This is a genomic window from Citrobacter sp. W9, assembly GCF_026719375.1.
GTDB lineage: Bacteria > Pseudomonadota > Gammaproteobacteria > Enterobacterales > Enterobacteriaceae > Citrobacter > Citrobacter werkmanii.
The window spans coordinates 79,596-96,776 of the sequence record NZ_JAPPTE010000015.1 but is presented as its reverse complement, the minus strand read 5'-3'; the positions used below and the strand labels follow the sequence as shown (position 1 = coordinate 96,776).

Genomic DNA, 17,181 nt, shown 5'->3' with positions numbered 1-17,181 from the left:
GTGCCAGAATTTGTGTCACACGGGGGAGTTGTGGATGCTGGCGGGGCGCAAAGCCCCGCCAGACAAGAGATTAGCTATACAGCAGTTCGTAGATATAAAAATATTCCGCGTCCGATAAGCGAATGGCATAGGCCTCTTCGATCGGCAGGAAAGCCGATTTAATGACACTAAACGCGCGGATATCCAGATCCGGCTTGTTCTCTAACGCCATCTGTAACGGTTTGCGGTTAATCACGATACGCTCAACCATACAGCAGCAGTGGATCAGGAAGCGCAGTGTCACCTGGCGGCTCGGTTTTAGCGAAAGCGCGGTGGTCAGATGATTCAGCACACCTTCCATCTCTTTCAGAATGCGCTGCGGGTTAAGCACCGAAATATGGTTGATGATGCTTTCCATGGTCAATGCGCTGATGAAACGCATTGCGCTGCGCTCCATCTCCAGACGACGCTCACTGCTGGAGAGATCCGGCGTCAGCAGGCTGAGCACCAGTTCGGGTCCCTGCTCAGAGAACAGCTCCTCGAGCGAGATAAACGGAATGTCCGGCAGTCCCGGCTGGAAAGTACCGACGATCCCCGCCAGACGCTCGCTGGCGTTAATCGCCTGCTGAACGCGCTCCAGGCTGCGGACTTCGTTGTAGTCGAGGATCACCATCCGCGTGTCCTGCGACATCAGCTCGCCGAAGCTCTCTTCCAGCACCTTTTTGATTTTTTCCGCCGTACCCATACCGGTAATACAGGAGATGACCAACACTTTGCCGCTGTTTTCCTGCTGCGGCGTACAGAGCTGACAGGGAATATTTTTGCTCTGCATTAATGCCGCCAGCTGTGGTAACTCACTGGTTTCGTAGCTTAAATCCAGTCCTACCTCCAACAAACTGGTGAGCGTAATATTTGGCATCAACAGAACGTCTATCTGGAATAGTTTGCTGATCGTGCTGCCAAAATGGACCAATGAGCCAATATCCACCATCAGGATCAGTCGGCGATATTGCCGGGCCTGGATCATCTGCGTCAGGGCTTCCAGCGTATCATGCACCGACTGCTCGAAGGGCATATCGATAGCGCTGAACAGTTCGCGCTCCAGCACGCGATTCACATACTGCGCCTGGCTGGTGGCGGTCGTCGCGCCGTGAGCAATCAAAATCACCCCGCAGTCCGGGCTGGCGTCAATTCGTTGGCGGTAATGCCGACACTCTTTGAGGAACAGACACAGCCAGACCACCTCCGTCGCCGGACACTGAATATGCAGCAGTTCGTTGATTTTTCGGCATAACAGCGTGGCGTTTTCGTATTCATCTTTACAGCGGTCGAGGATCAGACTGGAAGAATAAAGCTGGGGAATAAGCCCGCGCTGCACGTAGCCAATCAGCGCCAGAAAGTGTTTGCGCAGCGGGTTAACCAGATTCTCCGGCAGCGTGAAACCAAGCACTTGCTCAACGCAGCCGATCAGCAGCGTCACGCGTTCTTCAATCTGATCGCCATAGCGCGGGGGATGCGCCACGCTGTCGCGGCTGTAGAGACCGTATTCAAAAATCGAGCTGAGTTTGTTTTTAAGTATCGCCAGGGTTTCAGCTGGCGGGACATTGCTGTTACGCAGGTTGATATATTCCCGGGTCAGGAAGCTGTAAAAGAGATCGCTCTCTTCAATTTCGGCTCCGGTCGCCAGCGAATTTTTCAGTGCGGGCAATGTACGGGCATCGATGCTCAGATGTTCTTTACCTTCGAACAGCGCTCCCACCAGCAGGCGTTGTTCCGGCGTGGCGTTAAACGGCATTTCTGCCAGACGTTTATCCAGCTGTAGCGTATCGCTGTGTTCCGTCATCCCCGAGGCCCAGGCCTGGGCGCAGAGAAACTGAATGTCGCTCTTGAGCTGACCAATATTGCCTTCCAGCGGCTTGTTCAGCAGCCAGAGCAGCAGGGTACGATCGATGCTTATCGTGCGCTCGATTTTGCGGCTCTCACGCTGTAAAAAGCCGACGATCAGCTCAACCTGCTCTTCCACCGAGCGCTGGCGGATGCCGGGTAAATCGATGCACACCTGAATACGTCGCTGGAAGGTGCGCAGCAGCGCCGAGCTGACCGGTTCGGTGGTTGCACAAATCAGACGGACCGAAATTGAGCGCGCCACGGCGCTTGAGCCGAGCGGTCGGTATTCGCCTTTGTCGAGAATTGAGAACAGCTTTTCCTGACCTTCATACGGCAGACGATGCACTTCATCGAGCAGCAGATAGCCGCCGTCAGCCTGCTCGACCAGCCCCGGTTTATTCTCGTTTGCGCCGGTAAAGGCCCCCTGTCGATGGCCAAATAAATGTGAAGAGAGCAGCTCCGGGTTATGGGCGTATTCCGCGCAGTTAAAATAGACCAGCGGTGGCGGTGTTCCCGTCGCGCGTTCGCAGGCAAAACGGTGCATCAGTTCGGCGAAAAAGGTTTTGCCCACGCCGGAAGGACCGGTCAGCAGAACGTGCAGCCCGTGGGGATAAAGCACCGCCGCGCGGCCTTTTTCCACCGCATCGCGTAGGCTGCGATCGTAACCAATCAGGCCAAAAAAGGGATCGTCTGTCGCCTGGGCTTCCTGAACAGGCAACAGATCGGCAACGGTTTGCACTTCGCGCTCGGACTCATCCAGTTTGCGTCCCAGCAGCGTTTCAATCGCCTGACGATGCAGAAAGAATACCGGACGTCCGCGACTTTTAATCGCCAGACCGTCATTCCAGAGTTGATTGAGATCTTTACTGACCGAGTTACGCGCCAGACCAAGATTAAAGCCGATGGCCTCCGCGGTGAACGCCGTTTCCTGCGCCAGTTGGGCAAGATTCAGTCCTCGCGTCAGCCGTTCCAGCTCTCCCAGTATTATCTCAATCCGTCTCATCTCTTTACCGCTTAAGAAATAAATGATTGTTCAGAACATACACTATTCTGCTGCGCAAGAAAGTGAGGCGGCATCCAGACCTTCCGGTCATCAAAACGTTTTCGACAAATAATGGCGCGCGGCACCGGTTTCCGGGAAGTTATCGAGGGTCATTTGCAGCTGATAGCCGTTTTTCTGATAAAACGGCAGCGCCTGGAAACTCATCGTATCCACCAGCGCATGCAGACACCCTCTCTCACGCGCGGTTTGTTCCGCCGCCTGCATCAATTTTGTGCCGTAACCGCCTTTACGCAGCGAATCATGCATCCATAAAAACTCAATGCATAGCCATTCGCCTTTAATTTTGCCGATCAACCCGCCCAGAATTTCATTGTGCTCATCGCGCCAGTACACCGCCAGGTCGCCAAAATTGGTGGTTCTGAGAAACTGGCGATTGTACGCACGCAATCCGGCCAGCAGCGCGTTTTGATCGTCTTCGGTAACCGTATCGGTAATCTGTATTTGCATCCTATCCTCCTGAAAAACTACAACGTCTGGCTGATTTAGTTTTAGGCATTAACACAGGCTGATGAGTGAGTCGTATGCCGTCTACACTTACTCTTGAGATGATGCGCATAGACAACAAGGATTATTATCATGAAACGAGTCATTTTTCCGATTATTGCCGTCCTTTTCACGCTACCCGCACTGGTACAAGCCGACTCGGCGTATGGCGGACTGCAGGCAGTACACGAAAAAAACACCGTTATGAAGGACTTACGTAAGATTTGCACCCCGCAAGGGTCGCCATCGGATGAGGTATGGGAAAAAACGATTATGGCTGATACGCGTAATCAGCAGCACATCCGCGAAGCCATTCTGGCAATACAAAGAAATAACCAGAACAACTACTGGGAAGCGCTTGGCAAAGTGGAATGCCCGGATTTATAGGCGTTTATGTTGTAAAATGAGTACTGTAACCGGTTTCTGTATCGTAAAAACACGTATTGTTGCCTGAATGAATCAATAGCAATGGAGCAACAATATGCGATACCGTTTTCCTGAAAACTTCTGGTGGGGCAGTGCCTGCTCGGCGCTACAAACCGAAGGCGATAGCCTGAACGGCGGTAAAAGCCCGACCACGTGGGATGTGTGGTTCGACCGCCAGCCAGGTCGTTTCCATCAGGGGGTTGGCCCGGCGAACACCTCAGGCTTTTATCAGCACTGGAAACAGGACATCGCACTGCTCAAACAGCTGAAACACAACAGCTTCCGTACATCTCTGAGCTGGTCACGCCTGATCCCGGACGGCACCGGTGAGGTTAATCCTGAGGCCGTCGATTTTTATAATAACGTCATCGACGAGCTGCTGGCGCAAGGCATAACGCCATTTATCACCCTGTTCCACTTCGACATGCCGATGGTGATGCAGGAAAAAGGCGGCTGGGAAAACCGTGAAGTGGTTGAGGCGTTTGGCCGCTACGCACAGACGTGTTTCAAATTGTTCGGCAACCGCGTTAAGCACTGGTTCACCTTCAACGAGCCGATTGTTCCTGTAGAAGGCGGTTATTTGTATGACTTCCATTATCCTAACGTGGTGGATTTCAAGCGTGCCGCCACTGTGGCGTACCATACCGTGCTGGCGCATGCGACGGCGGTGCGGGCGTATCGTGATGCAAACCATGACGGTGAAATTGGCGTAGTGCTGAATTTAACGCCTTCGTATCCGCGCTCGCAGCATCCGGCAGATGTCAAAGCCGCGCACCATGCGGATCTGCTGTTTAATCGCAGCTTCCTCGACCCGGTACTGAAAGGGGAATATCCGGCGGATCTGGTGGCATTGCTGAAAGAGTACGATCAGCTTCCGGCCTGCCAGCCAGGCGATGCGCAGTTGATCGCCGACGGCAAAATCGACCTGCTGGGGATTAACTATTACCAGCCGCGTCGTGTGAAATGTCGCGATACGGCAGTCAATCCGAATGCGCCGTTTATGCCGGAGTGGCTGTTTGATTACTATGAAATGCCGGGACGTAAAATGAACCCTTACCGCGGCTGGGAAATTTATGAGCCGGGTATTTACGATATTATTACCAATCTTCGCGATAATTACGGTAACCCACGCTGCTTTATTTCAGAAAACGGTATGGGTGTAGAAAACGAACAGCGCTTTATTCAGGAAGGACAAGTTAACGATAGCTACCGTATTGAATTTGTTACTGAGCATCTGAAATGGCTACATAAAGGCATTAGCGAAGGCTGTCATTGTCTTGGCTACCATATGTGGACCTTTATTGATAACTGGTCATGGCTCAACGGCTATAAAAACCGCTACGGTTTTGTCCAATTGGATTTAGAAACACAAAAACGTACAGTGAAAAAGAGCGGCGAATGGTTTGCCCATACCGCCGAAAATAATGGTTTTGATTGATTAAGTTGCCGGATGACCGTGTTGACTGAGAACGATGCACCATCCGGCAACAGTTTTCACTGAATCCTGACCTTCATCGTTACCAGAAGCGCTGTCAGCAGCATCAGGCTGCCCGAGAGCATCAGGGGCGACAGCAGTCCGAGGTTATCGAGCGCATAGCCTCCCACCGCAGCCCCGCAGGTATTGGCAAGCTGGATCACGGCGACCTGGACGGATCCGGCTTTTTCTGCCTGATCGGCAAGCGAGCGGGTGATCCACGTCGACCAGCCAACCGGTACCAGCGCAAACGCCAGCCCCCAGATTATCGCAATGCCCGCGGCCACCACTTTATCGCTACCCCACAGAATCAGGACCAGCGCGCTGAGCGCCAGCACCAATGGCGCACCGGCCAGGGCCAGTTTGACCGAGCGCTTCAGAATCACCGAAGAGAACGACGTCCCGACAAAGCTGGCGATACCAAAACTCAACAGCACCAGCGTCAGGCCATCAACATCAAAGCCCGCCAGATTCATATAGACAGGGCGAATATAGGTAAAGAAGGCGAACTGCCCGGCGAAGGACATGAAGATGGCAATCATCCCGGCCATTACTCCGGGGCGCTGCAGCAGGCTGAACATATTTTGCTTGTGATGCGCAGGTTCGCCCGGCAGCGAAGGCAGCGCTCTCACCACCCAGATGGTACACAACACCCCCATTACCGCCGCCGCGTTAAACACGTTGCGCCAGCCGATGATGCCGCCCAAAAAGCTCCCCAACGGCGCGGCAATCACCAGCGCGATGGATACCGCGCCAAATATCACCGACAGCGCTTTCGGTACCGTACGCGCGGGAACCAGACGCATGGTCAGCGACGCTGACATCGCCCAGAACCCGCCGAGCGCCAGCCCCAGACAGGCACGACCGATCAGCAGGAGCGTAAAAGAGTTAGCAAATGAAACCAGCAGGCAGGAAAGCGTCAGCAGAACCGAAAACAGGATCACCACATAGCGACGATCGGTCGCCTGGATAATTTGCGTCACAAACAGGCTGGCGAACATGGCGACAAACGCCGTCACGGTCACTGATTGTCCGGCAACGCCTTCTGAAATGCCCAGCTCCTGCGCCATTGGCGTCAGCAGGCTAACGGGCAGAAACTCAACGGTTATCAGGCAGGCAACACAGAACGCCACGGCGAATACCGCCGACCAGTTTGGCCGGGTATTTACCTCAGCGCGGGATTTTTGTTCAACAGCGTCACTCATTTTGTTACCTGCGTGGGGTTATTGTAGAAAAGTTACGCATTGTAACATTAAAAGTGTGACGTATTTAACGTTTTGACAACCTTGTTATTTGCATTACGGCCTTCGAGTCAGCTCGCATAAGCAAAATTTCCATTCCTCTAACGCTTTAACAGGATATTGAATCTCATAATATAACACCAAGTGCTATACTTACGGTTACAGGATGTCTCCGATGCGTGTTTTCAAGACTAAATGGTTCGCCAGAGAAGCCAAATCCCACACGGTAAAAGATAATGAATTATGCAAAGCCATTGCAGCTGCTTTGCAAGGAAAAGTGGAGGATCTCGGCGGCGGAGTTTATAAGAAACGCCTGAACCAGAATCGCGATCGAGCGATCATTCTGGCGAAAGGAGGTGACCATTGGTTCTACACGTTTCTCTATGCCAAACAGGATATGGCAAATGTTAGTCACAGCGAATTGATAGGATTTCGAGAATTGGCGAAGCATTTCGCCAAACTTACAGATGAAAAATTATTATCTTATTGAAAGTAGAGGTCTGTTGTAATGACCGAAAAAAATGATTTCAAAAGCCCGGCCTTTGAAGCTATCCATAGTGCGGCAACCGGCTTGTTTAGCGTCGAGGCGATCCCGCAGGAAACCATGCGTAATTTCGACAAAGCGTGTTTGAGCCGCGTCATCGATCTTCAGCCTCGGGAAATCAAAGCGCTCCGCGAAAAATTTAACGTGAGCCAACCTGTTTTTGCACATTACCTCAATACCAGCGTGTCGACAGTGCAAAAATGGGAGAGCGGTGCCAAGCGGCCGAGTGGAATGTCTCTTAAGCTGCTCAGCGTCGTTCAAAAGCACGGATTACAAGTTCTGGCGTAGGCCTGATAAGCGTAGCGCCATCAGGCATCACTATCAGTGCAGCCAGTGCACGCCATCTTCAGGTTGGAAAAAGGCGTTATAGCGCATCTGGAACGCGTTAAGCTCCTGCATATCCGGCTCCATTTCACGTAGAAACCCGAGCGCCAGGCGCACCTGCGCGTCGGTGATCGGGGCGGCCAGGCGAGATTTTTGTAGCAGGCGGTGCCACTGCAGCAGGTTCTGCTCGCTGCCGTCGACAATGACGATTTGCCAGATTAACAATACCTGGGCGGCATTTTGCAGATGCGATTCATCAGGGCGGTGCAGGTACTGTAAAAACGCCTCCCCCTGTACTTTTCCCATCTGGTCAATCATCGATTCTACTGGTACTACATCAATACTCAGTCGCTCACTCAGACGGCGAATGGCCCGTCGTGATCCGGACGTCAGCACCCGGAAACCCACTACAAAAACAACCACCAATGTGGCCAGCATTATCCAAATCATTAATGACGATACCGCCCGCTTAAACTAATTTTTCCGAGAGTGACTGACAGGCTTCGCGCACCCATTGCGAATATTGTGGAATACAATTCTTTGGCATTTGTAGTTCAACGCCGCTGATACTTATTGCCGCAATCACGTCTTTATTACGGTTAAAAACCGGTGCGGCAATGCAATAGATGCCAGGGGAGTCTTCGGCGTTATCAAAGACCCAGCCTTGCTCGCGGATTCTGGCAAATTCCTTCATTAATGCTTTTTTGCTGGTAATGGTGGTTTCGGTATACCGTGGCAACACTTCATCAGGCAACAGCTCATCAATTTTATCTTGCGGCAGCCAGGCACAAAGCGCTTTGCCCACACCGGAGCTGTGCATCGGTAATTTTTTACCGACCCAGGTCCGAATGCCAATCGGCTGGGTATTCTCCAGCTTCATAAGATAAATTGGCGCGACTTCATCCAATATACCTAAGTGACAGGTCAGGTCCGTTTGCTGACGCAGTTTTTCCAAAACAGGAAGTGCCGCATTACGAATATCAAATTGTTCCAACGAACGATTTCCCCATTCGTACAGCTTCAAGCCCAAAAAGAAACGTCCCTTTTCCAGGCGCAAAAGATGATGCGCAACCAGTGCATTTAGCAGGGAAGACGTGCTGCTTTTTGGTAATGCCAGATCCTGCTGAATCTGACTGAAGGTCGCTCCTGGGGAGTTAAAAAGATAATTACAGATTTTTACTGTCTTATCCAATGCGGGAACAGAGGTCGTAATGTCTTGGTTCATGCGCTATTAATCTTTTTTATTCATAGACTCTGCACAGTATACCGCAATCACTTTTCTCAGGAATGCGGCTTTTTTGCACATACGCAAACTGGGCTCTATTACCTAAATTTTATACCCACAAACCCGATCCATCTCACAGTTGTTCATTTGTTCTGCAAAAAACGTTGACGAACGATTTGGATATTTGCTGTACTAACTTCAATATACAGAACATGGGTTCCATATGCAGAACTAAAGGAGTGGCAATGTTGAACATTTTTAAGGGCATCTTCCCGCCAGTACCGACTATCGTTGACGAAAGCGGGGAATTGGATCGCGCTGGAATGGCAGTAATGATTGACCATGTGATTAGCAATGGTGCCGACGGAATGCTCATTCTGGGCAGTGGCGGCGAATTTTCCCATTTCTCGTCCGAACAAAGAAAGCAAATTGCAGAGTTTAGCCTGCAGCATGTTGCCGGTAGAGTTCCTGTTCTTATTGGTATCGCCTGCGCCAGCACAGCGGAAACTATCCAACTTGGAAGGCATGCTGAAAACGCGGGCGCAAAAGGAGTACTGGTAGTCAATCCTTATTATGCAAAACTCAGCGATGAGGCCCGCTTTACGCATTACAAACGAATTGCTGAAGCGCTAAGCATTCCCGTCTTCTTATATAATTTTCCAGAACTAACTGGCCAGGATATTGGTATAAATGTCATCACTCGCCTTGCCCGCGAAGTACCAAATATCGTTGGCATTAAAGATACAATTGATAACATTAGCCACACCAGGGAAGTTATCAATCAGGTTCACAGTTTCCGCCCAGATTTTATCATTTTTAGCGGCTATGACGAATATTTACTTGATACATTATTACTCGGTGGACATGGCGGCATTCCGGCAACATTTAACTTTGCGCCTCATATTACACGCGGAATTTATCAGGCGATTCAGCAGAACGATCTCGCTACCGCCAAAGCACTTCAACAACAACTTGCCGGATTATCACCTTTATATGCCTTAGAACAACCTTTCTTTGCCGTTATCAAGACCGCCATTAAATTAAGTGGCGTGGATATATCAACTGCAGTTGTCCCGCCAGCATTACCGTTAAATGAAGAAAAAAGAGAACAGGTTAAAAATATATTATCCCGTATTACGGTATAAACCAGCATGAGAGCAAAGATAATGAACATCAACCCTGTATTAAAATTGAATCCCAAAGATGATGTGGTTATCGCAAGGCAGGCTGTCCCCGCAGGCACCCGGCTTGAAGAAGAGCACATTACTGTACTCAGTGATATTCCCGCAGGGCATAAAATCGCCCTGCATGCACTGAAGGTTGGCGATGCGGTCAGACGTTATGGGCAAATTATTGGCTTCGCAACTCAGCCCATTAAGCCTGGCGAACACATCCACATGCATAATTTGGGAATGGGTGACTTTGAACGCGACTATGCCTGGGGTGAAGATTGCCATTCACCTTCTCCAGCCCCTCAACAGGATACATTTATGGGTATCCGCCGCGCCGATGGCCGTGCAGCTACACGTAATTACATCGGTATTTTAAGCTCCGTAAACTGTAGTGCCACGGTCGTAAGAGCTATTGAGGATCACTTCCGTCTGCAGGGTCTTGCAGATTACCCGAATGTTGATGGCGTGGTGTCATTACCACAAAGTTTTGGCTGTGCTATTGGCTCTAAAAGTGAATCAATGGACGTCATGAGACGTACGATGGCCGGTTATGCCACCCATGCCAACTTTGCCGGCGTAATCATCGTTGGACTGGGATGCGAATCCAGTCAAATTCAAGACATGATGAATGCCCATGGACTAGCCGATGGCCCAATGATGCACAGTTATACCATTCAGGATGTGGGCGGTACACGTCACGCCATTGAGAAAGGAATTTCCCTGGTTAACCAAATGTTGCCCGTTGCTAACCAGGTAACACGTCAACCTATCCCTGCATCAGAAATCATACTCGCGCTCGAATGTGGCGGTTCCGACAGCTATTCCGGGATCTCAGCCAATCCAGCTCTGGGCTATGCGGTAGATAAACTGGTGCAACAAGGCGGAACAGCGATTTTATCTGAAACCTCCGAAATTTATGGAGCCGAACATCTTCTTACCCGCCGTGCCGTTTCCCGCGAGATAGGTGAAAAACTCATTGCCCGCATTCACTGGTGGGAAGAGTATTGTCGCCGCACTGGAAGCGAAATGAACAACAACCCTTCGGCGGGTAACAAAGTCGGCGGGCTGACGACAATTCTGGAAAAATCACTTGGTGGTATTGCTAAAGCGGGTACAACCAATCTGACAGAAGTGTATGAGTATGCTGAACCGGTAACCGCGAAGGGTTTTGTCTTTATGGATACCCCTGGATATGACCCTATTGCCGTCACGGGGCAAATCGCCGGAGGAGCAAATCTTCTGTGTTTCACCACAGGCCGAGGTTCTGCCTTTGGTTCCAAGCCACCCCCAAGCTTGAAGCTGGCTACCAATAATGCGCTTTGGCAACGCCAACAGGAGGATATGGATATTAATTGCGGAACCATTGTCGAGGGGGAAGAATCCATTGCAGAAGTCGGTGAACGTATCTACCAGATGATCCTTGAGATGGCATCAGGTAAAAAAACGAAGAGTGAGGAATTTGGCTATGGCAGTCAAGAATTCGTCCCCTGGACTGTTGGCTCCATAATGTAACACTCCACAAGATAATAATACCTCGTACCGCCATACTCATTATGAGTATGGCAAGGAGCCCTTATGTCTATTGTTAACGTAAATACTGAAGAAGAAAAGTTAAAGGCAACAACAGTAAGGTGGCGCATATTTATTATTATGCTCTTATTAGGTGCTATTAACTATATTGACCGCACCTCTCTTTCTATTGCCATGCCTTATATTACAGATGAATTTGGTATTACCGATACTCGCGTTGTTGGTGTGATTCATAGTGCCTTTTTCTGGGCTTATGCATTAATGCAAATCCCCAGTGGGGTCATTGCTGATAAATTCAAAGCCAGACATATCATTGCGCTGGCCACTATCTTATGGGGAGCATTTCAAGCCGTTGCGGCTCTGTGTCACTCTATTTTCACCCTTTCACTTTCTCGTCTGGGGTTAGGCGTCACTGAATCTCCAATCATGCCCGCCGGCGCGAAGTTAATGGGCACATGGTTAACGCCAACCGAACGCGGACGTGGTTCGATGCTACTTGATGGCGGCGCTCCATTGGGTACGGCGCTGGGTGCGGTGATCATCGCCGGACTTATTGCCTTTTTCGACTCATGGCGTATGGCATTCGTGGTGGCTGGTGTGGGAACAATGATTGTCGGTTTACTGGCCTGGTGGTACATCCGCACTTATCCATCAGAACACCCCAGCATCAATAAAGCTGAACTAGACCATATTGTTGCGGCAAACGGTGCTGAAACCAGTAGCAAGAAATACCGTCTGGCCGATATCAAACCTTACCTGAAACAACGTAATGTGATTGCACTTATCTGTGGCTGGGTCTGCTATAGCTTCGTGTTCTATGGCCTGATGACATGGCTACCGCTCTATTTCCAGGCCACCTACGGTTTTGATATCAAATCGATGGGCGGAGCAATGGCGCTGATCTTCCTGCTGTGTTTTGTCGGCCAACTGACTGGCGGCTACATTATGGATAAATGGCGCAGCAAAGGAGCAAAAACAAGCCGCGTTATGCATACGATGTTGGCGATTTCGGCTACCACCGCTGGTGTTGGTATTTTCCTTTGCGCACAAAGCTCGACGCCAGCCGTCGCAATTACCTTGCTCACTATTGCCCTTTTTCCCCTGCGATGGGCCAGCGTTTACTGGTCAATACCCGGACTACTGGGCGCACAATCAGTTGCAGGCACCATTTGCGGAACCATGAACTTCACCAGTAATTTGTTTGCAGCCATCCTGCCTATTTTTATCGGTTTCCTGGTGCAATCCACGGGGAACTATTACGCAGCGATGATGTTCTTTGCGCTGGCTGCTGTGGGTTATCTCATCTGCTCGCTGCTGATCAACTTTGATAAAAAAATGGTCATTACTGACGAGTAATCCGCCTGAATCTGGCCCGTTTACGGGCCATCTTTCAACATCAGGAACGATGTATGTTCAATTCAGAGAATTTCATTGCCGTAGACTGGGGCTCAAGCAACCTGCGCATTTGGGTCTATCAACAGAATCAATGTGTCTGGCAACACGTCAGTCAGAATGGGGTACTCAAACATCAACCAGGTGTATTCAAAGACACCTGGTTAACACTGCTCAGTTTGTGTCCGCGGCCATTAAACACAGATACAACCGTCATAATGAGCGGAATGGTGGGCAGTAATATCGGGTGGGTAGATAGCCACTATTTACGCTGTCCAACCCCGTTAAGTACATTATCACAGCATCTAACAAAGGTTGAAGATGCGGGCCCTTTTCCCACTTTCATCGTTCCTGGCCTGCAAATTGCCGGGCCGGAAAACTACAACGTCATGCGTGGAGAGGAAACTCAGCTTTTTGGCGCCTTAGCTGATGAGAACTGGTACGTATTCCCGGGAACACACAGCAAATGGGTGCAGGTACAAGAGAGTAACGTCTGCGATTTTCAAACCGTCATGACCGGCGAGTTTTTCCACTTACTTTCACACTACTCCATCGTTGGGAAAAACGCCGAGGAACAAAACAAGAACGAACAGGCTTTTTTAGCAGGAGCCGAACGCGGCTGGCAGGAAACATGTTTATCCCGCAGCCTATTTGATCTGAGAGCCAGAATACTCACCCATGCGTTGTTACCCGATACGCTTTACGAATCTCTGTCAGGGTTATTGATTGGCCATGAAATAGCACAAATGCTACAGCACTATGCCATTAACACTGAAGAAGAAGTCATTCTGGTGGGCAATGACGATTTGCTCAGCCGCTATCAAAGCCTGTTTCATCATTTCGGTTATCGCTGTCGGCTGTGTAACGGTGAAAAAGCATTTATTAATGGCATCAGGAGACTTTTAAATGAATAGTCGTAACCCTTTGGTCGCAATTTTACGTGGGGTGAAGCCCGATGAAGTGCTGGCCCATATTGATGCACTTATCACAGCCGGATTCAGCACAATAGAAATACCGCTGAATTCGCCAGACTGGCAACGTAGTATTGCTCTTGCCGTGGAACATTATGGTCATACAGTAAAAATCGGTGCCGGAACGGTCACTAATGTCAGTGATGTCAGCACACTCTCTTCGCTGGGATGTGCATTTATCCTTACGCCCAACACCGATCCGGAAGTAATTGATACTGCGCGAGCGGCCAAAATGACCACCTGCATCGGCTGCCAAACAGTCAGCGAAGCATTTGTTGCATTCCGGCATGGTGCGGACGGATTGAAAATTTTCCCTGCGGGGGAACTGGGACCGAATTACATCCGGGCATTAAAAGCCGTTTTGCCTCCTCAAGTCCCTTTGTATGCCGTTGGCGGAATTAGGCCAGACAATTTGTCCCATTACCTGAAGGCAGGTTGTTTCGGTGCCGGCTTAGGCAGCGATCTGTATCGTGCCGGACAATCTATCCATCAAACAGCCGCAAATGCGAAGGCATTTATCGAGGCTTATAATACTTTCTGTCAGTCTCAGGCATAAAAAAGCCCGCCATTAAGGCGGGCAAAAGTTACCAATGCACACTTAACTCAAGCAACTTTCAATTGTTGAATCTTTTTCTCACGGCGAATTTTACGTTCTTCAAACACGGCCACGATGGCCATCAGGCAGATACAGCCGATGGCGGCGGTATCCAGCGCGGCAAAGGTGCCCGCCCAGCCGGTGAGACCGAAAATCGGCGTGCCGTCGGCAATCATCCCGAGCCCCAGCTTGGCGAAGCTGTCGCCAATCAGGTAGGCGAAGGTGCCTTTAATCCCGTCGGCCGCGCCGATCGCTTTTTTCGGCACAAATCCGACGGCGGCCACGCCGATTAACAACTGCGGGCCAAACACCAGGAAGCCGAGCGCAAACAGCGAAGCCAGATAGACGTACTGGTTGCTGGCGTGCTGGTAAACACCCAGCGTCGCGATGATGAGTGCCAGCGCCACGCAGGCCACCAGCGCACGACGACCGTTAGCGAGATCGGAGAGCCAGCCCCACAGCAGCGTGCCGACCAGCGCGCCCACTTCGAACAGGGTAAAGCCCTGAATTGCCACCTCTTTGGAGAGTTTTAGCTCCTGGAAGGCGTAGACGGTGGACCACTGGTCAATACCGATACGCACCACGTACAGGAAGATGTTGGAGAAGCACAGCAGCCAGATCACTTTGTTTTTCAGCACGTACTCAACAAAGATCTGCCATTTGGTCATCTCGTTTTCTTCGGTCTCTTTGTCCTCTTCGCTGATCTCCTCGCCGAACAACTCTTCGGCTTTACCGAGGCCATAAGATTCCGGGGAGTCGCTGCCGTAGCGCAGGCCGATAAAACCGACAATCAAGGCAATAATCGACGGGAAGATAAACATACCGATGACGTGGCCATCGAACAGGTAATTCGCGCCGAACAGCGCGACGCCCGCCGCACCCGCACCGCCGAGGTTGTGGGAAATATTCCACATGCCGAGGTAGGAACCGCGCTTACGGCGTGGCGTCCACTTGGTGATGGTGGAATAGCTGCACGAGCCGCCGGTGCTCTGGAAGAAACCGCTCAGCGCGTAGAAGGCGATCATCAGGAACAGGCTGGTTGACCCCGCGCCCATGCTGGCGCTGAAGCCGAGCATACAGATGGCGGAGAGGATCAGCATAAACGGCAGGAACTGCTTGGTATTTTTGCCGTCCGCGTAGTAGGAAACCACGGTTTTACCCACGCCATAGGTGATGGAGAAGCCGAGGCCAATCATCCCCAACTGCGTCATGCTCAGCCCGTAGGTGGAGATCATGTCGTTCTGCGCGATGTTGAAGTTCTTGCGGATCAAGTACATGGTCAGATAGCCGATAAAGACCACCAGATAGGACTGCATGAACGGTTTGAACCACATTTTGCGCCGCACATCGAGCGGCAGATCCAGGGTCGGCTTGCGCACCTGGTTGAGAAAGGCCAGCATTTGACACTCCCGAGCTGATTTTTTTACCTGCGAATGGCAGGCATTGTAAAAATCAGCCGGGAGACACGCCTGAGACAGCGTCCAGGTGAAACCGGGAATATTTCTTAGTTTTGCCCCACTCGGGGCAAAAAGGTGAGGTGCATCACGCTTCGTTAAGATCGCGCGGTGCCTGGGCGTTTAAGAACGGCAGCAACAGCAGTGCTGAGATGCCGGCCGCGATGGCGATCACCACAAAGAATCCGCTCCAATGCCAGACCTCCATCACTTTCGCCAACGGCCAGCCGGAGAGCGATGCCCCCAGATAAGCAAACAGGCCGACAAAGCCGGTCGCTGCGCCCGCCGCCTCCTTGTGCGAGCACTCCGCCGCCGCCATGCCAATCAGCATCTGCGGGCCAAAGACGAAGAAGCCGGTGGTGAAGAAGCACGCCGCCTGCATCACGTAGCTGGCGAATGGCATCAACCACAGCGAGCCGACCGAAAGCAGAATCCCGGCGGCGAAAATCAGGTTCATCGGCCCACGATTGCCGTTGAATAGCTTGTCCGAGCCCCAGCCCGCCACCAGCGCGCCGATAAACCCGCCCAGTTCAAACATGGTGACGGCGGTGTTGGCGGTGACCAAATCGACGCCGAGCGTCTCCGACATATACAGATTGCCCCAGTCGTTGATCGCCGCGCGTACCACGTACACCAGCACATAGCACAGCGACAACAGCCAAATATATGGATTGAGCAACACATATTTGGTGAGGATCTCTTTACGAGTTAACCCCGCGCCCTCCTGCTGCTGGGCAATTTCCAGCTCATCGTGCCGCCAGTCGCCAATCGGCGGCAGACCAATCGCCTGCGGCCTGTCGCGCAGCCGCCAGCAAAGAAAAACGCCCACCACGATCGCCAGCGTACCGGCAATCATCATCCCGGCGCGCCAGCCGTAATGCAGCGCTGCCGCCGCCATGACGATCGGAATCAGCGCGCCGCCGACGTTGTGCGCGGTGTTCCAGATTGCCCACCAGCCGCCGCGCTCGTTGCGCGAATACCACGCGGTGAGCAGACGGGCGCACACTGGCGCGCCCCAGCCCTGGAAGAAGGCGTTCAGCGCCCACAGTACGGCAAAGGCCCAGACCGAGGTTGAGAAGCCGAACAGGATGTTAACCACGCCGGTGGCGATAAGCCCAATGCCCATAAAATAGCGGGCGTTGGAGCGATCGCTAACAATGCCGGAGACAAATTTCGACAGCCCGTAAGTGATGTAAAACAGCGTCGCCAGCAGGCCAATATCGCTGCGGGTCAGCACGCCGCTGGTGATAATTTCCGGCACCGCGGCGTTAAAGCTTTTGCGCGTGAAATAAAACAGCGCGTAGCCGAGCCAGATAGTCAGCAGGATATGCCGCCGCCAGTAACGGTAGCGGGCGTCCACTTCCTGCTTGTCGGTGATAAGCGGCGCGCTGGCCGGAGCTTTTAAAAACTGAAACATGGCC

At 51.6% G+C, this 17,181-nt stretch carries 16 protein-coding genes; 9 read left to right on the top strand and 7 right to left on the bottom strand.

Features of this window, described 5'->3' with window-relative positions; all coding sequences use genetic code 11:
* Window positions 1-70 precede the first annotated feature (70 nt).
* Window positions 71-2,869 (bottom strand): transcriptional regulator DagR, encoded by a 2,799-nt coding sequence (dagR, locus tag OOJ59_RS19530; RefSeq protein WP_121529735.1) that lies wholly within the window; start codon window positions 2,867-2,869, stop codon window positions 71-73.
* A gap of 90 nt (window positions 2,870-2,959) precedes the next feature.
* Window positions 2,960-3,376 (bottom strand): GNAT family N-acetyltransferase, encoded by a 417-nt coding sequence (locus tag OOJ59_RS19525; protein ID WP_038635605.1) that lies wholly within the window; start codon window positions 3,374-3,376, stop codon window positions 2,960-2,962.
* 129 nt (window positions 3,377-3,505) lie between these two features.
* Between OOJ59_RS19525 and OOJ59_RS19520 the strand changes: the two genes are divergently transcribed.
* Both OOJ59_RS19520 and OOJ59_RS19515 read left to right on the top strand, forming a co-directional pair.
* Window positions 3,506-3,799, top strand: coding sequence for a YicS family protein (locus OOJ59_RS19520; RefSeq protein ID WP_038635608.1), 294 nt, complete (start codon window positions 3,506-3,508; stop codon window positions 3,797-3,799).
* 94 nt (window positions 3,800-3,893) lie between these two features.
* Window positions 3,894-5,276 carry a glycoside hydrolase family 1 protein gene (locus OOJ59_RS19515; protein WP_121529737.1) on the top strand — a complete coding sequence of 461 codons (1,383 nt, stop codon included), beginning with the start codon at window positions 3,894-3,896 and terminating at the stop codon, window positions 5,274-5,276.
* Window positions 5,277-5,332: 56 nt separating this feature from the next.
* Here OOJ59_RS19515 and nepI read toward each other — a convergent pair whose 3' ends face one another.
* Complete coding sequence (gene nepI, locus OOJ59_RS19510) at window positions 5,333-6,517, bottom strand: purine ribonucleoside efflux pump NepI (RefSeq protein ID WP_159122096.1); 1,185 nt, start codon at window positions 6,515-6,517, stop codon at window positions 5,333-5,335.
* 211 nt (window positions 6,518-6,728) lie between these two features.
* Here nepI and OOJ59_RS19505 point away from each other — a divergent pair, with 211 nt between their 5' ends.
* Window positions 6,729-7,043, top strand: coding sequence for a type II toxin-antitoxin system RelE/ParE family toxin (locus tag OOJ59_RS19505; RefSeq protein WP_160955951.1), 315 nt, complete (start codon window positions 6,729-6,731; stop codon window positions 7,041-7,043).
* An 18-nt stretch (window positions 7,044-7,061) separates the two neighbouring features.
* Entirely contained in the window at window positions 7,062-7,385 is a 324-nt protein-coding gene (locus tag OOJ59_RS19500; RefSeq protein ID WP_087857246.1) for a helix-turn-helix domain-containing protein, read from the top strand.
* 33 nt (window positions 7,386-7,418) lie between these two features.
* On the opposite strand, the gene OOJ59_RS19495 is transcribed toward OOJ59_RS19500, so the two are convergent.
* Together OOJ59_RS19495 and OOJ59_RS19490 are read right to left on the bottom strand one after the other, a co-directional pair.
* Complete coding sequence (locus OOJ59_RS19495) at window positions 7,419-7,871, bottom strand: DUF1198 family protein (RefSeq protein ID WP_038635635.1); 453 nt, start codon at window positions 7,869-7,871, stop codon at window positions 7,419-7,421.
* A 19-nt stretch (window positions 7,872-7,890) separates the two neighbouring features.
* Entirely contained in the window at window positions 7,891-8,646 is a 756-nt protein-coding gene (locus OOJ59_RS19490; RefSeq protein WP_038635638.1) for an IclR family transcriptional regulator, read from the bottom strand.
* A 245-nt stretch (window positions 8,647-8,891) separates the two neighbouring features.
* Here OOJ59_RS19490 and OOJ59_RS19485 point away from each other — a divergent pair, with 245 nt between their 5' ends.
* From OOJ59_RS19485 to OOJ59_RS19465, 5 genes are all read left to right on the top strand, one after another.
* Entirely contained in the window at window positions 8,892-9,791 is a 900-nt protein-coding gene (locus tag OOJ59_RS19485; RefSeq protein WP_038635641.1) for a dihydrodipicolinate synthase family protein, read from the top strand.
* Window positions 9,792-9,812: 21 nt separating this feature from the next.
* Window positions 9,813-11,330: a UxaA family hydrolase gene (locus OOJ59_RS19480; RefSeq protein ID WP_193157151.1), complete on the top strand. Its 1,518-nt coding sequence runs from the start codon at window positions 9,813-9,815 to the stop codon at window positions 11,328-11,330.
* Between the two features lie 63 nt (window positions 11,331-11,393).
* Complete coding sequence (locus OOJ59_RS19475; protein ID WP_051594496.1) at window positions 11,394-12,704, top strand: MFS transporter; 1,311 nt, start codon at window positions 11,394-11,396, stop codon at window positions 12,702-12,704.
* Window positions 12,705-12,757: 53 nt separating this feature from the next.
* The gene (locus OOJ59_RS19470) at window positions 12,758-13,654 is read left to right on the top strand and encodes a 2-dehydro-3-deoxygalactonokinase (protein WP_121529740.1); all 897 of its coding nucleotides are present in this window, start codon (window positions 12,758-12,760) and stop codon (window positions 13,652-13,654) included.
* Window positions 13,647-14,267, top strand: a complete 621-nt coding sequence (locus OOJ59_RS19465; RefSeq protein ID WP_038635651.1) for a 2-dehydro-3-deoxy-6-phosphogalactonate aldolase — start codon at window positions 13,647-13,649, stop codon at window positions 14,265-14,267. The genes OOJ59_RS19470 and OOJ59_RS19465 overlap by 8 nt, the downstream gene beginning before the upstream one ends.
* Window positions 14,268-14,314: 47 nt before the next feature.
* Here the strand turns inward: OOJ59_RS19465 and uhpT are convergent, their stop codons facing one another.
* Window positions 14,315-15,706 (bottom strand): hexose-6-phosphate:phosphate antiporter, encoded by a 1,392-nt coding sequence (gene uhpT / locus OOJ59_RS19460; protein ID WP_038635654.1) that lies wholly within the window; start codon window positions 15,704-15,706, stop codon window positions 14,315-14,317.
* A gap of 142 nt (window positions 15,707-15,848) precedes the next feature.
* Window positions 15,849-17,177 carry an MFS transporter gene (locus OOJ59_RS19455; protein WP_042311488.1) on the bottom strand — a complete coding sequence of 443 codons (1,329 nt, stop codon included), beginning with the start codon at window positions 17,175-17,177 and terminating at the stop codon, window positions 15,849-15,851.
* Between the last annotated feature and the right edge of the window lie 4 nt (window positions 17,178-17,181).